This is a genomic window from Aedoeadaptatus urinae (genome assembly GCF_900155585.1).
Taxonomy (GTDB): Bacteria; Bacillota; Clostridia; order Tissierellales; family Peptoniphilaceae; genus Aedoeadaptatus; species Aedoeadaptatus urinae.
Window position 1 is genome coordinate 517,733 of the sequence record NZ_LT707417.1, and the last position, 19,363, is coordinate 537,095.

The following is a 19,363-nucleotide window of genomic DNA, read 5'->3' on the forward strand; positions in this document are numbered from 1 at the left end:
GCGGCAATAGCCTTTCTTGAAAGGGAGAAATGCTGTATAATAGATTAGTTGAAGGATTGGGCAAACCGATCCTATTTTTATGGCGGCTTTTGCCGAGAAAGGAAGTTTATGGAACAAAGAGATATTCGAAATATAGCCATTATTGCCCACGTCGACCACGGGAAGACCACCTTGGTCGATGTCCTGCTCAGGCAATCCGGCGTGTTCCGTGACAATCAAGTGGTAGCGGATCGGATCATGGACTCCGGCGACATCGAAAAAGAACGGGGCATTACCATTCTGTCGAAAAATACCGCGATTCAATACGGGGATACGAAGATCAATATTATCGACACGCCGGGTCACGCCGATTTCGGCGGCGAAGTGGAACGGGTGCTTAAAATGGTCTCCGGCGTCGTCCTCTTGGTGGACGCCTTCGAAGGCCCCATGCCTCAAACGAAATTCGTCTTAAAGAAAGCCTTCGAGCTGGGCCTGGAGGTCATCGTCTGCATTAACAAGGTGGACCGTCCCGGCGCACGCCCGGACGAAGTGGAAAACGAAGTGTTGGATCTGTTTATCGAGCTGGGCGCCGACGAAGACGTGCTGGATTCCCCCTTTATTTTCGCCTCGGCGAAGGAAGGCTGGGCATCGGAGTCTGCCGATGTGAAGGGCGACAGCATGAAGCCTCTCTTCGAAGCGATTTTAAAACACATCGACCCGCCGACGGGCGATGCGAATAAGCCCGCTCAGCTTTTGATCTCCACCATCGACTACAACGAATACGTGGGCCGTATCGGCATCGGCCGCATCGAAAACGGCACCATTAAAAAGGGCGACAGCATGGTGCTGTTAAACGCCAACGATCCCGACAAGCGGGAGTCGGTGAAGATCAACAAAATGTTTGAATTCGAAGGTCTGGATCGGGAGGAAAAAGATATTTCCTACGCCGGCAATATCGTCGCCGTCACCGGCATCGAGGACATTAACATCGGCGACACCATCGCCGATCCCGACGAGGGCGAGGCCTTGGAATTTGTAAAAATCTCCGAGCCCACCTTGGCCATGACATTCTCCGTCAACGACTCGCCCTTTGCGGGCAGAGAAGGGGACTACGTCACCTCCCGTCAACTCAGGACCCGCCTGTATCGGGAGCTTGAAACCGACGTGAGCTTAAAGGTGGAAGACACGGACAGCACCGACGCCTTTAAGGTCAGCGGTCGCGGCGAGCTGCACCTTTCCGTCTTAATCGAAAATCTGCGCCGGGAAGGCTACGAATTCCAAGTCTCCAAGCCGGAGGTTCTCTACAAAATCGTCGACGGCAAGCGCCTCGAGCCCATGGAAAAAGTCACCATCGACGTGAATCAGGAATTTATCGGCTCCATTATCGAAAAGCTGGGCCGCCGCAAGGGCGAGCTCTTAACCATGCAAGAGCCGGACGGCGGCTACTCCCGCCTGGTCTTTCGCATTCCCGCTCGGGGCCTCATCGGCTACCGTCAGGAATTTATTACGGATACCAAGGGCAACGGCATTATGAACTCCCAATTCGAAAACTACGCCCCCTATAAGGGCGACATTCCCCGCCGCAAAACCGGCTCCATCATCTCCTTCGACACGGGCACCGCATCGGCTTACGGCCTGCACAACGCCCAAGACCGTGGGGATCTCTTCGTGGAACCGGGGGAAGAGGTCTACGCCGGCATGGTGGTGGGCTCCTCTCCCAAGGGCTTGGATCTGGAGGTCAGCGTTACCAAGACGAAGAAGCAAACCAATGTCCGCGCCTCCGGCAGCGACGACGCTTTGCGCCTGTCGCCTATTCGAGATTTAAGCTTGGAGGAAGCCATCGAGTTTATCGAAGAGGACGAGCTTATCGAAATTACGCCGAAGTCCTTCAGAATCAGAAAGACTATTTTAGATTCCAACAAGCGCTACAAAGCCAACAAGAACAAGTAATAGGAGGATGCCATGTCCAGGGAAAAAGCCTACGCCTATTTAGAAAAAAAGGGCCTGACGGATCACTTTATCGAAACGGAAGAATCCACGGCCACGGTGCCTATGGCCGCCGCCGTCTTAGGCGTGACGGAGGGGGAGATCGCCAAGTCCCTTACCTTCCGCAATGCCGAGAAGGAACCGATTCTAATCGTCATGGCCGGGGACAAGCGGGTGGACAATAAAAAGTTCAAGGCTGCCTTCCACATCAAGGCCAAAATGCTTTCCGCCGAGGAGGTCGCCGATGAGATCGGCCACGAAGTCGGCGGCGTCACCCCCTTCGGCGTGAACGAGGGCGTGAAGGTATACTTGGACGAAAGCTTAAAGGTCTACGACGTGGTCTATCCCGCCTGCGGCTCCGCTTACGCCGTATCGAAATTCGCCGTAGACGAATTAATCGACGCCGTGGACGGCGAAGGCTTCGTCGACGTATCGAAATAGCCGAGGCTTTCCCGCCTCTTTGCCATGCCTTGGATATTATCTGATATACTGGTAAAAAAGGAGGGAGTCTATGGAAATGACAAGTATGGTTCAGGACGCCGTGGATCGAAAAAAGGAAAAGAAGCGCAGGAAGCGTCGCCGTCGCCGGGTGCGCCGCTTGATTTTTCTCGTCATCCTCTTGGCCGTGCTCGCCAAGCTGGGCTTTCTCGACGGCTTCATCAGCGACCCCCAAGGGCAGGGGCAGGAGCTGGTGCGCCGCCTGTCGCTTTTCGGCACAACCGTCGTGGAGCATCTCCCGGACATTCGCCTGTGGATTGCAGATAAATTAAATGACATCGCGCAGTTTATGTAAGGCTTCGGCTTCGGCCGGAGCTTTTTCCATGCCCATTGTTTGCTTTTGAGAAGAGGCTGTGGGAAAATAATTTTAGGAGGCGCTATGTTTGGATTAAAGAAAAAACCGAAGACCTTATACGAAAAGATCGCCGCCGATCCCCGGGCGGACATCGGCGACGACGGCAGCTACGAATGGGCCGTGCTCAACAAGGAAATCACGCCGACGCCTGTGAACACCGAGGCACTGGACGTGGGCATTATGGAATACTTCGGCAGAGAAGCCTTTGCCCTGGAGCACATCGACCGCTTTTTTGAAACCCACCGGGCACTGGAAGCCGTGGGTCATTTCGAGCAGTGGCTCTTCGCCTTGGATCAAATGGACCGGCCCTTTTTAGGCCTCGCCATTTTGCTTATGCGGGACAGCGAGGTGATCGAGGCTAAAAAATTCGGCATCTACTTGACCCGCTACACCGATCTGTCCCACAAGACCCAGGCGCGAGTCATCGTGGAAAATTTAGGACGCCACGACGCGTTCAGCTACTACGCCCTGGACGCCCTCTTAAAGAGCGAGGGAGGCAGCTACGCCTTTTACGAGCTGGGCTCCACCCTACAGGGGCGGGGTCACGATATTTACGATCACATGGCCAGAGGGCTATTGGAGAAAGGGAAGAAATGAAATTAGGAAAAGTACAAGAGTTAAAACTGGTTGAAAAGGGCAAATACCTTTGGGCCACCGACGGCGAAAAGGAAGTGCCCATTCACGGCGAATTGCGGGGCAAAGACGGCGAGGTGCGGGATGTGTTTCTGTACCGGGAAAACAACGGACAGATCGTCGGCATGTTGGAGGCGCCCTTCATTCAAGTGGGGGAAGTGGCCAAGCTGAAGGTGGTGGCCAAGTCGAAAATCGGCTACTTCGTCGGCATTAACGCGCCGAAAGATATTTTGCTCCCCTTCTCCGAAGCCACGGAGCGCATCGCCGAAGGGGAAAGCTATCTCTTTACCATGTACGTGGACAAGTCCGAACGCCTGGCCGTGTCCATGGAAATTAAAGAGGCGTTGAAATCAAACAGCCCCTACAAGAAAGGGGATCGGGTCAGGGGTACGGTGTACCACGTAGGCAAGAGCGGCATCCTCGTCGCCGTGGACGACATCTACGACGGCCGTATTCCCAAGCAAGAGATGAAGGGCATCTACCGCGCCGGAGACACGGTGGAGGTGCGGGTGGCCAATGTGCTTGACGACGGCAAACTCACCCTCTCTCTGCGTGACTTCGCCCACGTGCAAATGCTTCAAGACTCCGACGTGCTTCTGGGCCTCATGGATGAAATGGGAGGCAAACTTCCCGTCGGTGACAAATCCGATCCCGAGGAGATCAAGCGGCTCACGGGCATGACGAAAAAAGCCTTTAAGCGGGCCGTAGGCAAGCTCTACAAAGAAGGGAAAGCCGTTCCCGGGCCCACGGAAACGAGACGGAAGTAATGGAAGTCTTCGACAAGGTGCGTCTCGCCGTCACGGACTACGACTATCGGGGTCGTGGCATGGGCAAGGCCGACGGCGCCGTGGTCTTTTTAGACGGCGGGGAAATCGGCGATGTGGTGGATGTGACCATCGTGAAAAAGAAGAAGCGCTTTTTCGAAGGAGAAATTACATCCTACGAGAAAAAATCGCCCTACCGTGTAAAAAATCCCTGCCCCTATACGAACTGCAACGGCTGCGCCTTTTTGTCCTTGGATCGCAAAGAGGAGCTGAGCTGGAAACGGCGGCGGGTGGCCGATGCTGCGGCCCGTATCGGCGACGTGGACGTCACCGTGGATCCCGTCACCCTGCGAGGCGAGAGCACGGGCTACCGCAACCACATGCAATTTCACGTGAGAGACAGAAAGCTCACCCTCTACGGCAAGGGCGGCGAAGCTATTACCGTGAAGCGCTGTTTAATGCAGACGGATCGGGCCAATGAAATCCTCGCGGCCATGCAGGGGGAAAAGTGGCTGGACGACGTGGCCCTCGTGGGCATACGGACCACCCGCCGGGGCGAGAGCATGGTCATCTTGTCCGGGCCCAAGGATATGAGCGACAGCCTTCTTCACGGCGCCGTGGCCTTTGCCGTGGAAGCTGGGGTGGACAGTTTGTACTACACGAAAAATACCAATCCCCGCTTCCACTACGGCAGGAAAATGGAACACCTCTACGGAAAGAAAGAGATCATCGAGACCCTGGCCGGCTACGACTACGGCATCTTCGGCGCCAATTTCTTTCAGGTGAACCCCATGGGCGCCGAGGCCATTATCGAAAAAGTGGTGGGCGCCGCAGCGCCGGGGAAAAACGTGGTGGAACTTTACGCCGGCATCGGCACCATCACCCTGCCCTTAAGCGAACAAGCCACGGCCGTCGTGGCCAACGAGTACGCCCAAGCCTCCGTAGACTACGCACGAAAGACGGCGGAGGATAACGGCGTGACGAACGTGCGCTACATCGCCGGGACGGCGGAGAAGATCATGCCCCGCATCGCTGAAGAGGAGAAGGTGGACGTCCTCGTCGTGGATCCGCCGCGGGCCGGGCTCGATCCCGCCGTCATCGAAAGCGCCATGGAGGCGTCGCCTGAGACCATGATCTACGTCAGCTGCAATCCATCCACCTTGGCGCGAGACCTGGCCCTGTTAAAAGAACAATTTCATATCCAATCCCTCACCCCCATCGACATGTTCCCCCATACGGCTGCGGTGGAGTGTGTGGCGGTGTTGAGGAGAAAATAAAGGTTACTCGAATGTGTGAACTATTTTGTGACAGTTAAAAAGCGAAACGAAGCCATAGTAGGGAGACGAATAATGAAAAAATGTTTTACACTACTAATAATTCGAATATAGCAAGAAATCTAAGAGAGTGGGCTTTATGCATAGTAGCAGCGTTCTTGTTGGCCCTATTCATAAGAACCTTTATTTTTCAGGCTGTTCGTGTTGACGGAAGTTCTATACATCCTACCTTTGAAGATCGAGACTTATTAATTGTCAAAAAATACGAAAATATCATCAACCCTAATAAACACACGAGGGGAGACATTATTATTTTCTCTCCTCCAACTAAATATAGTAAAAAATTATACATTAAAAGAGTAATAGGCTTACCGGGTGATAAGATAAGCATAGAAGAAGGCAAGATATATATTAACGACACACCTCTAAATGAAGCATACATCGAAGATGGTTTGTACACGGAGGCAATTCATTTGGCCGGGCCTCATACTATTTCGGATGATGAACTGTTTGTCGTTGGCGATAATAGGGAGCCCGGAGGAAGCATTGATAGTAGGACTTTTGGCGACGTTCCTTTTAAGAATGTCGTAGGTAAAGTGAGTTATCGAGTTTTCCCATTAACAAAAACAAGACATTTTAATTAAATACTATTTAAAAGAACAATTCCATATAGAGCCCCTTATCCCCATCGACATATTTCCCCATAGGTTGGCGGTGGAGACGGTAGCGCTTTTGTCCAAACTCGATGTCGATAAGCATATAAATATTGAAATTGAGCTGGATGAGCTTGATTTGACAAGTGCTGAAAGTGAGGCAACATATGCTCAAATCAAAGAATATGTTTGGAATAAATTTAAATTAAAAGTTCCGACATTATATATTGCACTTGACTTGACAATTCAAGATAAAAAAAGAAGCAGATCCCCAAGGGCTGCTTCGTCAATTTTCCGTAAGTGTCCGTACACTTACTGTGCTTGCTATAAAAGAATAATTAGAGTAACAAGCGTTAAGCTTATATTTGATTGATTGAGAATATTATATCATAAATACATAAATAGTAAAAAAATCATATTTTGATTAAGTAGTCAGGCATTTACTTTTTTCTAAAAGTGAAGTATACTTCGCACATGAAGCGTACTTCACTTTTTTATGATGAGGGAGTTCATGAAAAATATACTTAAACAATTAAGAGAAAATAAGCAGTGGACCCAAAAGGAATTGTCAACTAAATTAGGAGTTTCTACGAGAACAATAATTTCTTTAGAAAATGGGCATTTTAATCCATCAATAAAAGTTGCATATAAGTGCAGTTTAATATTTGGGTGTCCAATAGAAAAAATATTTTGTCTTGAAGAGAATTACGATGATGATAGGAAAGAGATTTTAAGGTAAATAATATGGATTATATGAACCATCTTTATGGAAGAAATAAGAAAAAAATAATAGAAAATTCAAGGAGCAGGATTTACGAGTGTTGTGATTTGGAAAATGGTAAATATGTGATTACAGAATATGAGATTTATAAGGGAGTGAAAGTATTTTATAACGATATACACACATCAAAAATTACAAGTAGTATTCCTAAGAATTCTCTTAATGAGAGACGATATGAAATCAATCATTGCAGAGAAGGAAGATTTGAATGCGTATTAAGAGATGGAACTGTAACATACATGGAAGCTGGAGATTTTGCGATTAACTTAATAAGCAACAGCTCTAAAGAATCATTTTTCCCCATTAGTCATTATCACGGCGTTACTTTTTGTATAACGCCATCTGAATTTGATGAAGAATTACATCTTTTGGAAAAAATGTTTGAAATTGATTATGAGGTTGTTTTAAATGAACTCTGCTATGAAAATAAACTTTTTATACAGAGAGCAACATCAGAGATTGAGCATATTTTTTTTGAAATGTATAAAGTCCCTGATGATATTGTAATCGGATATTTAAAGGTAAAATTCCAAGAATTATTCTTATATCTCACAGCAGTTAAAAATAATATGTCTTATAGCGATAGACAATATTTTGCCAAAAATAATATTGAAATTGCGAAAAAGATAAATGAATATGTATTGCAGAATTTCACTGAAACAATAACATATGAAAAACTGTCTGAAACATTCAATATAAAAATTACTACAATGAAAAACTGTTATAAGAGTATATATGGTGAAACGATCAATGACACGATAATAAAAAAGAGATTAGAAGAGGCAGCACTTTTGTTGAAAAACTCGGCGTTGTCTATAACAGGGATTGCAATTCAAGTTGGATATACGGATCATTCTAAATTTTCCAATGCGTTCAAAAAAAGGTATAATCTGACTCCTTCGGAATATAAAAAAATATCTAAAACAGCACATCTGGTCTGATTCAGCAAGCGATTTGAGTTAGATAGTGCTAACATAAATATTGCTTATAGAAAAGGAGGAATGTTTATGGAAAGCACAAAAAAATTATCCATAAAAGATTTAGCAACTATAGGAATCTTTTCTGCAATTATGATTGTGGTCTTTATAGCTTTTTCGATGATCACAGGAGCATCTCTATTTTTTAACATGATTTTCAATGCGGTGTTTACAGCGTTAATTTTGGGACCTTTTTTCGTTTATATGGCGATGAAAGTTGGAAAGCCCGGAGTTGCTCTAATTTATAATATCTTACAAGCAGTTTTGGCAACTGTGTTTATGGGACCGTTTATGATTCCTTGGTTTGTAGGTGGTGGTATCATCGCAGAATTATCCATGATAGGCACTGATAGTTATAGGAATATAAAAAGAATTACGATTGCTTGGATTATTACATCTCTTACAAGAGCTGCGCATGGAATGAGTGAAATATGGTTTTTCAAAGATGCGTTTATTAAAACAGGGGTGTCTCCGGAACAGGTTCAGATTCAAACACAATATTATACAGATGCGAAGTGGGTTATTATTTCTTTAGCATTAACTGTGGTGGCGGCTGCAATTGGATGCTATTTAGGAAATAAGATGACAGAAAAACACTTTAAAAAGACAGGTATAATAAAGTAATGCATTTGGACTTACGCTCCAAAGTTGCGGTATTTTTTAGTACAGTATTTTTGGCTTCGGTATTGTCCAAAGATACTGTATTTTTTTTGCTGACCGTCATCCTATTACTATATGTTGCCGTATTAGGATATAGCAAATCTACCGTAAAAATTGTGTTTGCGATAGCAATCATTAGCATTATGAGATTGGTTTCAAAAGGAAACGGATTTGGAATTATGCTTCCTGAAATGTTTCTTTTTATAATTATCAGGACATTAGTTATTATTTTGTCTGTCATACCGATTATAAAAACACCTCCGGGAGAATTGATGGCTGTGATGAAGAAAATGAAAGTCCATAGGAATATAGCATTGCCACTTATTTTTATGATGAGGTTTTTTCCGGTAGTAAGAAGTCAATTTTCGGAGATTATTGATTCATTAAAATTAAGAGGCTTAATTTCTTTTAGAAAGCCGTTTGTTACAATGGAATATTTGTTTGTACCTATGATGTTCTCTTCTTCTAAAATTGCCGAGGAATTGGCTGCGGCATCTGAAGTAAGAGGGATCTCTGCCAATGGAAAACATACATCAAGAAGAGAAATAAAATTTAGAAAAATTGATTCTATTGTAGTTATATTGACTGTTCTGCTTACGGTAGGTTTGTACTTTATGGAAGGAGTGATGATGAGATGATCAAACTTAAAAATGTAAGTTTTTCATATAATCAGGACTCCCGAAATATTATTGAAAATATCAACATAGAAATTAAAAAGGGAGAAGTTGTAGCCTTCATTGGAGCCAGTGGATGTGGAAAGACAACGCTGACCAGGATTATCAATGGGCTTGCGTATAAGTTTTATGGCGGGAAGCTAAAAGGAAACATTACAATAGATGGCATGAATCCATGTGAAAAAGAATTGTACGAAATAGGAAGAAGAGTGGGTTCAATTTTTCAAAATCCTAAAAGTCAATTTTTTGCAGAAAATGTAGAAGATGAAATTGTATTTGGATTGGAAAATTATGGCGTAGACCGAGAAAAAATTTCGAGAAGAATTAGAGAAGCACTTTCCTCAATCAATGGAGAAAATTTAATTGATAAGAGCTTATTTCATCTTTCAAGTGGAGAAAGGCAAAAAATCGCAATTGCTTCTATAAATGCTCTTGATCCACCGATTTATGTTTTTGATGAGCCGTCAGCCAATCTTGATATGAAAAGTGTCGAGGCTTTAAGAAAATTGATGCTTTCATTGAAAACACAAGGGAAAACGATGGTGATTTCCGAACATAGAATTTACTATCTGAAGGATCTTGTTGATAAATATTACTACCTTGAAGATGGTGAGATTAGATATTCTTTTTCGGAAAATGAACTTCTGTCAAGCAGTAATGACTTTTTTAGAACAGCAGGGCTAAGGGCATATTCTTTAGAATGTGTTGTCCCAAAGACAAAGAAAATAAAAGAAGTAAATTCGATGGAGTTAGATAAAATAAGCTTTTCATACAAGAATGAGAAGATCATAAGTGAGCTAAGTTATTCTTTTAAGAGTGGAAATGTTTATGGAATTATAGGAGATAACGGCGTTGGTAAAAGCACTTTATTTAAAATTATGAGTGGATTGCTTAAAGAACAGAAAGGCAATTTGTCTATAAATGGTGAAAAAATTAAGAAAGCAAAAAGAAAGAGAAGAGTATATTATCTGTCAAACAATCCTGACAGTAATTTATTTGAGGCTTCTCTTGAAGATGAGTTGAGACTAAATGATTCAAAGGCAGATATAGATTTAATCTTGCATCAATTTCATTTGGAAGAGGCTAAAGATTTGCATCCTCAAATTTTATCAGGAGGTCAGAAACAGAGATTGACTATTGCAGCAGCAGAACTTTTAAAAAGGGATGTATATTTGTTTGATGAGCCAACAAGTGGATTAGATGGAAATAATATGAGGATTATTTCCGAAAGAATGACAGAACTTCAAGAAAAACAGAAAATCATACTTATCATTTCACATGATTATGAGTTTCTAATGAGTTCTTGCAACAAAGTATTATATTTAGACGGACAATCTTTTAAAGAGTTTTCTGCGGAGAATGATAAAGAAAAAATAATGGAAATATTAAAAGGTGAGGTGAAGAACTATGTTTAATAGCGGATTATTAAAGTATTCCGGCAAGTACAAATATCTAACTGTTTTGTCGTGTGTACTATCCATTTTGAGCGCTGCAATATCAATCATTCCGTTAGTTTGTATCTATCAAATTATAAGATTATATGTCGAAAACTTAAGTACGAAAAGTATTATGCATTATGGAGAAATCGCTGTGATTTCATCCGTTTTAAGCATTGCTTTGTATTTTGTGGCATTATCTTTAGCCCATATATCTGCTTTTAGAGTTGCTAAAAATTTAAAATCACAAGCAATCAATAAAGTGATAGATATGCCATTAGGCTTTTTTGAAATGAAGTCTACAGGCGAGATTAGAAAAATTATTGATGAAAACACCATTTTAACAGAAGATTTTTTAGCACATAAATTACCGGATTTTGCGGCGACTGCAATTATGCCACTTATCATTGTAATTAGTTTTTTCTTTTTTGATTGGAGATTAGGTGCTGCTTGCTTTATCCCGTTAATCATTTCTGCGATATGTATAAAGATGATGATGGGCGGAGAAAATAAATTTATGATGGGTAAAATCATGACATTGCAAGAGCAGATGAACAAAGAAGCTGTTGAGTATGTTCGCGGTATACCGATTATCAAAGTATTTCAGCAAACTGTATTTAGTTTCAAAAAATTTCATAATACGATTATGAGTTATAGAGATTTGGTGGCAGGCTACGCAAAAGCTTGTCGTATGCCTAAAACTATTTTCGGGGTTATGTTAAACAGTTTTTTTGTGTTTTTGATAGCTGTAGCTGTAGCTTTATTTAATTCAGCAAGCGATCCAATCGCAGTATTTTTGGATTTGATTTTTTTCATATTACTTAGCCCTTTAATTTCCACAACAATGATGAGGCTAATGATGACTGGAGAGAACTTAATTCAAGCAAAGGAAGCTTTAAATAGAATTGAAACAATTATCTGTGATGATTCATATATAGAAAATGGTAGTGATGAATTCCCTGAAAATACAGAAATTGTTTTTTCGGATGTTTGTTTTTCATATCCTGAGCAAGAAAAAAATGTTATAGAGCATGTATCATTTGAAATTTCAAAAAATCAAAAGGTTGCTTTTGTTGGTTTATCAGGGTCCGGAAAAAGTACCATTCTTTCTTTGATAGGGAAATTTTTTAAGGTTAACTCAGGAACGATAACGATTGATAGCAAGAATATAAATGAAATAAGAAATAGTGAACTTATGAAAAATATTTCCTTTGTTTTCCAAGACAGCAAACTATTTAACGGAACCTTACTTGAAAATATAAGAGTAGGAAATCCTAATGCATCTTTAGAAGAAGTAGATAAAGCTATTACAGTTGCGCAGTGTCAAAGTATTATTGATAAACTTCCGGATGGTATAAATAGTGTTTATGGTAGTAAAGGGATTTTCCTTTCTGGTGGAGAAAGACAGAGAATTGCATTGGCAAGAGCTTTTGTCAAAGACTCTCCAATCATTGTTTTCGATGAAGCAACATCAGGTTGTGATGCTGAAAATGAGTTTTATATCAATAAAGCAATTACAGAAATTTCAAAGAATAAAACTGTAATTTTGGTGGCTCATAGATTAAATACTGTAATTGATGCAGACAAAATAATTGTCATGGATAAAGGAAAAATCGTTGAGCAAGGTACTCATAATGATTTAGTTGAAAGTAATGGAGCATACGCAAATATGTGGAAACAATATCAAGGTGCTTCAGATTGGAGGCTATAAGATGTTTAATAAAATAAAAGAAAAATATCATTTGTCGGATGCTGAAGCAATACTGATTAAAAAAGGAATATTATTTAACACATTATCCAATATTTCTAAAATGTTACCTGTTGGAATATGTGCTTATGTATTATCGCAGATGTATTCAATCATCACAAATAAAAATTATAGTGTAGAATTGCCTATTTTAATGTATTTAGGTGTATCTGCGACAGCTATTTTACTTATGATTTTGTTATCGTACATAGAATACACAAAAACATTCATTGATATTTACCAAGAGAGTGCAAATAGAAGAATTAGTATTTCGGAATTTTTAAGAAAACTTCCGTTGTCGTTTTTTGCGAAAAGAGATATTTCGGATCTTACTACCGTAGTAATGACAGATACATCAGGAATTGAACATGCGTTAGCTCATGTTATTCCTCAGTGTTATGGGACGGTTTTGTCCACTGTAGTAATCTTTTTGTATATGTTAATATTTAACTTTAAAATGGCAATGTCATTATTTTGGGTGATACCGATTGCTTTTGCGGTAGTTTTATTATCCAGAAAACTTCAAAAGAGTTACAGTGAAAAATTTAAAAGTGAGAAGTTGGCATCATCTGATCAAATACAAACAACACTGGAAATGATTAAAGAGATAAAGTCGTTTTCTTTGGAGGAAAAACAAAAAAAGTCTATAAAAGTTCAGTTGGATGCTTTTGAAAAGAAACAAAGAGAATCTGAATTGTTTTCTGCAACTATTTTAGCGTCAGCACAGATGGTTCTCAAATTAGGTATAGCAACCGTAATTTTGGTAGGAGCTTATTTACTGTTGCATGGAGAAATTGATTTATTCACATATATTATTTTCTTGTTTTCTGCTGGTTTAATATATGATCCTATTCATGCGTTGATGAATTCTTTGACAGAGATTTTCTCCACAGATGTATTGGTTAAAAGAATGGATGATATAAAAAAAGAACATATCAATGTTGAGCCATTTTCTGCGAAAACTGATGATATGAGTATTAAGTTTGATAATGTAACATTCGGATATGATGATGAAGATGTTCTCAAAAATGTTACATTTACAGTAAAATCTGGATCTAAAACGGCATTAGTAGGTTCTTCTGGTTCGGGTAAATCGACTGTATTGAAGTTAGCTGCCGGATTTTATAAAGCAAGTTCAGGCAATATATTTTTAGGTGGAACCGATATTTCAAATGTGGATGATGAATCCTTGCTAAAATATTATTCTGTAGTTTTTCAGGATGTATTGCTTTTTGATGGAACAATTATGGATAACATTCGACTGGGAAATAAAAATGCAACGGATGATGAAGTAATAAAAGCGGCAAAATTAGCAAATTGCGATAGCTTTGTGTCAAATTTACCTAATGGATATATGACTACAATAGGTGAAAACGGCAAGCTGTTATCAGGAGGCGAAAAACAGAGAATATCAATAGCGAGAGCAATCATTAAAGATGCACCAATTGTTTTGCTTGATGAAGTTACCTCGGCGTTAGACATTCAAAATGAAAATCTAATACAGAAAGCGGTTAGCCATATAACAAAAAACAAAACTGTCATTGTGATTGCTCATAAGTTAAATACAATCAAAGATTGTGATAATATTTTAGTTTTTGACAAGGGGAAAATTGTTGAGCAAGGAACACATGAAGAATTATTAAAGCAAAATGGATATTACAAAAAATTATATGATATGAGTGCATGAATATTTTGAACTGGAAAAGAGAGGAAAATTTATGTAATTGTAAGCATAGATGGAGGAAGAACATGGAAAAGTTTATGTATCTATCCGTATTCAAACAATGGAAGGTCGCATTCAAAAAGCAAGGGAAGGAAAATGGAATGGTGGCTTTGCTCCGTATGGATATAAACTTGAAGATGGCAAGCTGTTTATAAATGAGGAAGAGGCAATTGCCATAAGAACGATTTTCAACCAGTAAGTAAATACTACGATAGGAGCCAACGGGCTATCTAGATACTTAGAGAATCATGGAATTAGAAAAATCCCAAGACAGAATGGTAAGAATCCTTTGTTTGATGCAGGTCTTATAAGAAAGATATTAAAGAATCCTGTATATAATGGGAAAATAGCATTTGGAAGAAGAACTTTAGAAAAAATTCATGGTACAAGAAATGAATATAAGCAGGTTGAACAAGATGAATATCTAATATCTGAAGGGATACATGAAGCTATAGTTTCCGATGAAGTTTGGCAAGCTGCTCAGGTTAAGCTAAAATCTCAAGCAAAGAAATATGAGCATGTGAATAAAGGAAAAGATTCACGCACGCACTTGCTTTCTGGAATTGTAAAATGCCCGATATGTGGAGTGGGAATGTTTGGAAACAAGTGTATCAAGAAAAAGAAAGATGGCACAAAATATAAAGATTTTTATTACTATGGTTGTAAACATAGGCAGATGATAAGAGGTCATAAGTGTACATTCAGTAAGCAAATTAGAGAAAAATTGTTAGATGATGCTGTTGCAGAGGTGATTGTCAAGATTGTAAGTAATCCGAAATTTGCTTCTATGATGCAAGAAAAAATCAACATGAAGGTGGATACCTCTGAAATAGAAAAAGAAATAGATAATTACCAAAAGGAATTGAGGAAGAGTCATTCTACAAAGTTTAAGCTAATTGAGGAAATAGATAATTTAGATATTGAAGATAAGCACTATAAGAGAAGGAAACAGGATTTAGACGACAGACTTTATCGCATGTATGACAAAATAGATGAATTAGAATCATCATTAATTGATGCGAAAGCAAAGAAACAGACTATTGAAGCTGAAAAACTTACAGGAGATAACATATTTAAGGTACTGATCTATTTTGATAAACTCTATAAAGTCATGAATGATGTAGAGCGTAGGCAGTTAATTACAGCTTTAATTTCTGAAATTCAAGTTTATGAAGCTAAACAACCTAACGGACAATGGCTAAAATCAATTACTTTCAAGCTCCCAATTATAGACGATGACTTGAATATAAGTTTGGACAATGATGAACAAGTTGAGTGTGAGGCGGTGTTAAGGAGAAAATAAAGAAGCAATCGAGTAAGAAAAGTTAAAAGACTTACTCGATTTTTTATTCGATTGCTCTAATAAAAGCCGGAAGTGTTGCCAAAAGCAGAGTGCCGGGTATATGTTATATACAGAGAAAGTATTCTTGAAATGATTTCCTTTGTCCGAATAGGAGGCTTGAGATTATGAATTTTGCACCGGTAGGAATTTTGCTCGTTATGGAACTTATTATCGCCTTTCTCGTCGCCGTCGGCGCAATCAGCTTGGCGTGCTACACCGTTGTTCGCGTGTGCTATAAGGCGAAGAGCGACGCGTTGAAAAAGCATCCGGTCTTGGAGCGGGAAGAAAAAAACGAGTCGACCCGGCGGGATTAAGGGCGTGGCCCGGAGAAGGAAAGACGGGTAAAAAAGAGGCGATCTCTATGAAAATTAGATTTAAGAAAAAACGCCTTTTAAAAAGGCGCGGGATCTCGATTTTATGTGTTCTTTCGATCTGTCTCTTTGCGGTCGCTTGTCAGAAAGCAGAAGAGGCTGAAAGTCCGTCGCGAAATCAGTATAAACGAATCGAAAAAACCACGGACACCGACTATCCGCAGCTTTCTTTCAATGAAATGGCAAACAGCTCCGATTTGGTCGTGGCGGCAGACTTTCTGGGTTTTACGAAGCCCTTTAAGGTATCGCCCTATGGCGGCGGTGACATATCCATTTACAGAGACGCCGTCTTTAAAGTAAAGAAGGTCTATAAGGGAGAAATGAAAGAGGGAAGAACGGTGACCGTGCGAATCCCCGGCGGTGATGTCGTCGACGATGAGAGACAAACCATCTACGCGGAGCCGACGGAAGCGGATTGGATGTATAATGACGAGAATGAGAAAGTCCTGTTTCTCGCTCGCCCAAGGGCGGATCGATACAAGACGCGGGAGGATTATTATAAATTTGTGACCGGTCCCAACGGCATGTACGATCTGCGGGACAACACCCTTTTCGGGCTTTTCCACGAAGATGTCACCTTCGATGCAAAGGCCCTTGATTCCATCGATCCCGCCGTGGATCCGGCGGCAGAGGAGAAGGCGGAAATGGATGAACGGCTTCGGGAAAAATCCATGACTCGGGAAGAATACGACGCATACTTTGAGCAGATGGATCAATACGGGGCAAAGGAGCCCTAAGGAGCTATAGCGCATAAGTAAACGAGCGGGCCGCGAATTCCATCTACGGCAGTTACAAGACACAAAAAACGCCTCCGAAGAGGCGTAAGAGTGAAAAAGGGAGGGCGAATCATCCGATTCACCCTTCTTTTTTATTTTAGTTTTACGTTCCGCGTGATTTCCACTTCTCGCGTCTCGGCGTTCCAGATAATTTCCTTACCGTCGACCAGGCCCAGGGCGCGGGCAACATTGGCGATGGGAAGGTAGGTGCGGTTATTTTTGATCATGGCCTTGGTGTCGCTTACATAGGTTTTGCCGTTGACGATGATTTTGTTCGTATCCACGGGAATTTCCACACGGTTAGTCTTGTCCGTTAAGACGACGGTGCGGGTCTTCTCTATCCATTGCACGTCCAGGCCCAGGCTTTCCGCCACGTGGCGAATGGGGAGCATGGTGCGATTGTTGTGAATAAAGGGAGCGACGTCGACTTTGCCATTTGTCTTTGCGCCTCGGACACTCCGCTGAATATCTTTCGAACCGATTTTTAATTTAACGGAAAGCTGTACGGTGTTCGGCGCAGAGATTTTCTGCTCTTGGCTTTCGGTCGGTTTCAATTGAAGGCGAGGGGATGATGAGGGATGGGAGGGCTTTTTGGGATTCGGCGCATCGGGCTTGCCGGGTTCACCGGGATTGGGCTTACCGGGATTCGGTTTCTCGGGCGTCGTCTTTTCCCATTTGGCGTAGAGGGTCATGTCTCCCACGACGGCGTCGGCGAAGTCGTATGCCTTGGTGAGTTCGGCCTCCGTGTACCATCCGGCGAATTTATGATCCGCCTTGGTGGGATCTTGGGGCCTCGTTAAGAGAAAGCCTTCATTGACCGTGACCGGGCCGATGGGATTGCCGCCATTGGTTTCGAAGGTAATGGTGTAGGTGTTGTTGCTCTTCATACGGAAGTAGCCGGGCTGATCCGCGCCGCCGTCGATTCGTGCGTACTCTTTGTTGACGTGAGCTTCGTTAAAAGCCGTGCCTTTTCCGCCGACGAGGGAGGTGCAGCCGGCAAACATATTGCTCGCGGATATAATCTTGTCGGTGCTGAAGCCTCCTGTGGCGAAGATCGTGCGCAAGTTTTTGCAATGGTAGAACATATTGGCTGTGTACTCTAAATTGGGGGTGTTAAAGCTGGTGAGATCCAGGGTGCGGAGGGAGGAGCAGCCGTTAAACATGCCGATCATGCTGGTGACCGAGGTGACGTCGAAGCCATAGAGGTCGACGGCTTTCAGTGCGCTGCAGCCGTAGAATAGGTAGTCCGCGTTTTTCAATCGGGTCGTGTCGAAGGAAGCGAGGCTGACGCTCTCCAGTTGGGTGCAGTCTTCGAAGAGATTGTTCAGGTCTTCAACTTGGGAGGTGTCCACGGCTTCTGCAAAGTCGACATCCTTCAATTTCTCATAGTTTTGAAACAAGTAGCTGGATTTTGTCGGGAAGGCGATCTTGGAGTTGTCTTCACTTAAGACGTAATAGCGTCCGTTTTTTTCATAGACTTTGATCTTGTCGCTGCCATTGGCGCCCACGGGAGTGCCGTTCAGGTCTTGGATGTGGGGTGCATTATCTGCTTTCGTGCCGAAGATAATTTCCTTAGCTTTTTCTTTCGGTACGGCTGCGTGAAAGGCATTTTTGTCCAGGGTCGTGTTTCCTTGTGCGAAGGCCGCTCGGGGGCTGAAGATGGCGACGGCCAGGCTGAGGCACATTAAAAGGCCCAAGCCCTTGGCGAAAATGTTTTTAATCATAAGCATTTCTCCTGTTCTTTTGTAATTCTGAAAAATTTTATCATGCACAAAAAACCCCAAGCAAGAACAAAGGGCGTCGAATTTCGTCATAATATCTAAGATCGATGGCGGATTACTTTACAAAACGGGGACTTTTGAAGAAAATTAAATATTTTCGGCAATAAAAAAGCCGCCATCGCGGCAGCTTGCTCTTTTCTTTTTGTATACCTGCGGCGAATCCGCCCGTGGCCCTAACGAAAGTGTCCGTCGATGGGGATGATGTCTCCCGTAATATAGGCGGCTTCGTCGGAGATCAGGTATTTCACCAGGCTCGCAATTTCTCCGGGCTTGGCAAAGCGGCTGACGCCCACTTCTTTGCGAAGGGCGGCCAATTCTTCTTCGGAAAAGTCTTTGCGCATCATGTCCGTGTCCACGATGCCGGGAGCCACGGCGTTGACGCGAATGCCGCTGGGCGCCAGCTCTTTGGCCAGGGCCTTGGTCAGGGAATTGATGGCACCTTTTGATGCGGAGTAGCAGGTTTCCATGGCGGCGCCGGCTTCGCCCCATATGGAGCTGATGTTTATGATGACGCCGCCCTTTTTGTGAAGCATATGGGGAAGGGCACGCTTGGAATTGAGGAAGACGGAGTTTAAATTGGTGCCGAGGATGTTCTGCCAGGTTTCAAAGGCCGTATCTTGCAGAAGAGCGTAGTGGGAGATGCCGGCGTTGTTAATGAGTATGTCCACGTGGCCGAGGTTTTTTTCCGCCGTGTTAAAGAGATAGTCCACGTCTTTTTCTTTGCTTACATCGGCTTTTACGGCGATGGTATAGGGATTGGTTTTGCGAAGTTCTTCGAGGAGTGCATGGGCAGACTTTTCACTGCGGAAGTAGTTGATGACGAGTTTGTACTCCGGATTTAATTTTCTCGCGATGGCCGCCCCGATGCCTCGAGACGCGCCGGTAATCAAAACTGTTTTCATAAGACTATTTTACACATGGGGCGCTGTTTCGCCAAATAAAAAAGCCGCCTT

18 protein-coding genes and 2 pseudogenes are annotated in these 19,363 nt (G+C 42.6%); 18 read left to right on the plus strand and 2 right to left on the minus strand.

The features are described 5' to 3' along the window. The first annotated feature begins 108 nt into the window (after nucleotides 1-108). The 18 genes and pseudogenes from typA to BQ7397_RS04935 all read left to right on the plus strand — a co-directional run bounded on the left by typA (nucleotide 109) and on the right by BQ7397_RS04935 (nucleotide 16,590). Entirely contained in the window at nucleotides 109-1,929 is a 1,821-nt protein-coding gene (gene typA / locus BQ7397_RS04850; RefSeq protein ID WP_077074977.1) for a translational GTPase TypA, read from the plus strand. Between the two features lie 12 nt (nucleotides 1,930-1,941). Continuing rightward, nucleotides 1,942-2,406, plus strand: a complete 465-nt coding sequence (locus BQ7397_RS04855) for a YbaK/EbsC family protein (RefSeq protein WP_077074978.1) — start codon at nucleotides 1,942-1,944, stop codon at nucleotides 2,404-2,406. A 70-nt stretch (nucleotides 2,407-2,476) separates the two neighbouring features. Beyond that, nucleotides 2,477-2,758 carry a hypothetical protein gene (locus BQ7397_RS04860; RefSeq protein ID WP_077074979.1) on the plus strand — a complete coding sequence of 94 codons (282 nt, stop codon included), beginning with the start codon at nucleotides 2,477-2,479 and terminating at the stop codon, nucleotides 2,756-2,758. 84 nt (nucleotides 2,759-2,842) lie between these two features. Beyond that, nucleotides 2,843-3,415, plus strand: coding sequence for a hypothetical protein (locus tag BQ7397_RS04865; RefSeq protein WP_077074980.1), 573 nt, complete (start codon nucleotides 2,843-2,845; stop codon nucleotides 3,413-3,415). Then, a complete protein-coding gene (locus tag BQ7397_RS04870) occupies nucleotides 3,412-4,218 on the plus strand; it encodes a CvfB family protein (RefSeq protein WP_077074981.1) in 807 nt (268 codons plus the stop codon). The genes BQ7397_RS04865 and BQ7397_RS04870 overlap by 4 nt, the downstream gene beginning before the upstream one ends. Then, nucleotides 4,218-5,492, plus strand: a complete 1,275-nt coding sequence (gene rlmD / locus BQ7397_RS04875) for a 23S rRNA (uracil(1939)-C(5))-methyltransferase RlmD (RefSeq protein WP_077074982.1) — start codon at nucleotides 4,218-4,220, stop codon at nucleotides 5,490-5,492. Before BQ7397_RS04870 ends, rlmD begins: the two co-directional genes overlap by 1 nt. A gap of 80 nt (nucleotides 5,493-5,572) precedes the next feature. Then, nucleotides 5,573-6,133: a signal peptidase I gene (gene lepB, locus BQ7397_RS04880; protein ID WP_077074983.1), complete on the plus strand. Its 561-nt coding sequence runs from the start codon at nucleotides 5,573-5,575 to the stop codon at nucleotides 6,131-6,133. A 67-nt stretch (nucleotides 6,134-6,200) separates the two neighbouring features. Then, a pseudogene (locus BQ7397_RS09485) lies at nucleotides 6,201-6,374 on the plus strand (23S rRNA (uracil(1939)-C(5))-methyltransferase RlmD); the annotation flags it as partial. Between the two features lie 279 nt (nucleotides 6,375-6,653). Then, complete coding sequence (locus BQ7397_RS04890; protein ID WP_068454591.1) at nucleotides 6,654-6,881, plus strand: helix-turn-helix transcriptional regulator; 228 nt, start codon at nucleotides 6,654-6,656, stop codon at nucleotides 6,879-6,881. A gap of 5 nt (nucleotides 6,882-6,886) precedes the next feature. Further along, on the plus strand, nucleotides 6,887-7,864 hold the full coding sequence (locus tag BQ7397_RS04895; protein ID WP_077074985.1) for a helix-turn-helix domain-containing protein: 978 nt from the start codon (nucleotides 6,887-6,889) through the stop codon (nucleotides 7,862-7,864). A 66-nt stretch (nucleotides 7,865-7,930) separates the two neighbouring features. Next, nucleotides 7,931-8,524 carry an MptD family putative ECF transporter S component gene (locus tag BQ7397_RS04900; protein ID WP_077074986.1) on the plus strand — a complete coding sequence of 198 codons (594 nt, stop codon included), beginning with the start codon at nucleotides 7,931-7,933 and terminating at the stop codon, nucleotides 8,522-8,524. Next, nucleotides 8,524-9,198 (plus strand): energy-coupling factor transporter transmembrane component T, encoded by a 675-nt coding sequence (locus BQ7397_RS04905; protein WP_077074987.1) that lies wholly within the window; start codon nucleotides 8,524-8,526, stop codon nucleotides 9,196-9,198. Before BQ7397_RS04900 ends, BQ7397_RS04905 begins: the two co-directional genes overlap by 1 nt. Continuing rightward, nucleotides 9,195-10,649: an ABC transporter ATP-binding protein gene (locus BQ7397_RS04910; RefSeq protein WP_077074988.1), complete on the plus strand. Its 1,455-nt coding sequence runs from the start codon at nucleotides 9,195-9,197 to the stop codon at nucleotides 10,647-10,649. The genes BQ7397_RS04905 and BQ7397_RS04910 overlap by 4 nt, the downstream gene beginning before the upstream one ends. Continuing rightward, entirely contained in the window at nucleotides 10,642-12,381 is a 1,740-nt protein-coding gene (locus BQ7397_RS04915) for an ABC transporter ATP-binding protein (protein ID WP_077074989.1), read from the plus strand. Before BQ7397_RS04910 ends, BQ7397_RS04915 begins: the two co-directional genes overlap by 8 nt. A gap of 1 nt (nucleotide 12,382) precedes the next feature. Further along, nucleotides 12,383-14,104: an ABC transporter ATP-binding protein gene (locus BQ7397_RS04920; protein ID WP_077074990.1), complete on the plus strand. Its 1,722-nt coding sequence runs from the start codon at nucleotides 12,383-12,385 to the stop codon at nucleotides 14,102-14,104. A 79-nt stretch (nucleotides 14,105-14,183) separates the two neighbouring features. Further along, a pseudogene (locus BQ7397_RS04925) lies at nucleotides 14,184-15,443 on the plus strand (recombinase family protein); the annotation flags it as partial. 164 nt (nucleotides 15,444-15,607) lie between these two features. Continuing rightward, on the plus strand, nucleotides 15,608-15,796 hold the full coding sequence (locus BQ7397_RS04930; RefSeq protein ID WP_077074991.1) for a hypothetical protein: 189 nt from the start codon (nucleotides 15,608-15,610) through the stop codon (nucleotides 15,794-15,796). 47 nt (nucleotides 15,797-15,843) lie between these two features. After that, the gene (locus tag BQ7397_RS04935; RefSeq protein WP_077074992.1) at nucleotides 15,844-16,590 is read left to right on the plus strand and encodes a hypothetical protein; all 747 of its coding nucleotides are present in this window, start codon (nucleotides 15,844-15,846) and stop codon (nucleotides 16,588-16,590) included. A gap of 131 nt (nucleotides 16,591-16,721) precedes the next feature. Here BQ7397_RS04935 and BQ7397_RS04940 read toward each other — a convergent pair whose 3' ends face one another. Together BQ7397_RS04940 and ymfI are read right to left on the minus strand one after the other, a co-directional pair. After that, nucleotides 16,722-18,353, minus strand: coding sequence for a BspA family leucine-rich repeat surface protein (locus BQ7397_RS04940; RefSeq protein ID WP_077074993.1), 1,632 nt, complete (start codon nucleotides 18,351-18,353; stop codon nucleotides 16,722-16,724). A gap of 230 nt (nucleotides 18,354-18,583) precedes the next feature. Then, nucleotides 18,584-19,312, minus strand: a complete 729-nt coding sequence (gene ymfI, locus BQ7397_RS04945; RefSeq protein ID WP_077074994.1) for an elongation factor P 5-aminopentanone reductase — start codon at nucleotides 19,310-19,312, stop codon at nucleotides 18,584-18,586. Between the last annotated feature and the right edge of the window lie 51 nt (nucleotides 19,313-19,363).

Bases quoted from the DNA above. Each gene is read 5' to 3' on its own strand.
- BQ7397_RS04940 (WP_077074993.1), bottom strand. From the start codon at position 18,353: ATGATTAAAAACATTTTCGCCAAGGGCTTGGGCCTTTTAATGTGCCTC.
- BQ7397_RS04865 (WP_077074980.1), top strand. From the start codon at position 2,843: ATGTTTGGATTAAAGAAAAAACCGAAGACCTTATACGAAAAGATCGCC.
- BQ7397_RS04900 (WP_077074986.1), top strand. From the start codon at position 7,931: ATGGAAAGCACAAAAAAATTATCCATAAAAGATTTAGCAACTATAGGA.
- typA (WP_077074977.1), top strand. From the start codon at position 109: ATGGAACAAAGAGATATTCGAAATATAGCCATTATTGCCCACGTCGAC.
- rlmD (WP_077074982.1), top strand. From the start codon at position 4,218: ATGGAAGTCTTCGACAAGGTGCGTCTCGCCGTCACGGACTACGACTAT.
- BQ7397_RS04890 (WP_068454591.1), top strand. From the start codon at position 6,654: ATGAAAAATATACTTAAACAATTAAGAGAAAATAAGCAGTGGACCCAA.
- BQ7397_RS04855 (WP_077074978.1), top strand. From the start codon at position 1,942: ATGTCCAGGGAAAAAGCCTACGCCTATTTAGAAAAAAAGGGCCTGACG.
- BQ7397_RS04895 (WP_077074985.1), top strand. From the start codon at position 6,887: ATGGATTATATGAACCATCTTTATGGAAGAAATAAGAAAAAAATAATA.
- BQ7397_RS04935 (WP_077074992.1), top strand. From the start codon at position 15,844: ATGAAAATTAGATTTAAGAAAAAACGCCTTTTAAAAAGGCGCGGGATC.
- BQ7397_RS04930 (WP_077074991.1), top strand. From the start codon at position 15,608: ATGAATTTTGCACCGGTAGGAATTTTGCTCGTTATGGAACTTATTATC.
- ymfI (WP_077074994.1), bottom strand. From the start codon at position 19,312: ATGAAAACAGTTTTGATTACCGGCGCGTCTCGAGGCATCGGGGCGGCC.
- BQ7397_RS04905 (WP_077074987.1), top strand. From the start codon at position 8,524: ATGCATTTGGACTTACGCTCCAAAGTTGCGGTATTTTTTAGTACAGTA.
- BQ7397_RS04860 (WP_077074979.1), top strand. From the start codon at position 2,477: ATGGAAATGACAAGTATGGTTCAGGACGCCGTGGATCGAAAAAAGGAA.
- BQ7397_RS04920 (WP_077074990.1), top strand. From the start codon at position 12,383: ATGTTTAATAAAATAAAAGAAAAATATCATTTGTCGGATGCTGAAGCA.
- lepB (WP_077074983.1), top strand. From the start codon at position 5,573: ATGTTTTACACTACTAATAATTCGAATATAGCAAGAAATCTAAGAGAG.
- BQ7397_RS04870 (WP_077074981.1), top strand. From the start codon at position 3,412: ATGAAATTAGGAAAAGTACAAGAGTTAAAACTGGTTGAAAAGGGCAAA.
- BQ7397_RS04910 (WP_077074988.1), top strand. From the start codon at position 9,195: ATGATCAAACTTAAAAATGTAAGTTTTTCATATAATCAGGACTCCCGA.
- BQ7397_RS04915 (WP_077074989.1), top strand. From the start codon at position 10,642: ATGTTTAATAGCGGATTATTAAAGTATTCCGGCAAGTACAAATATCTA.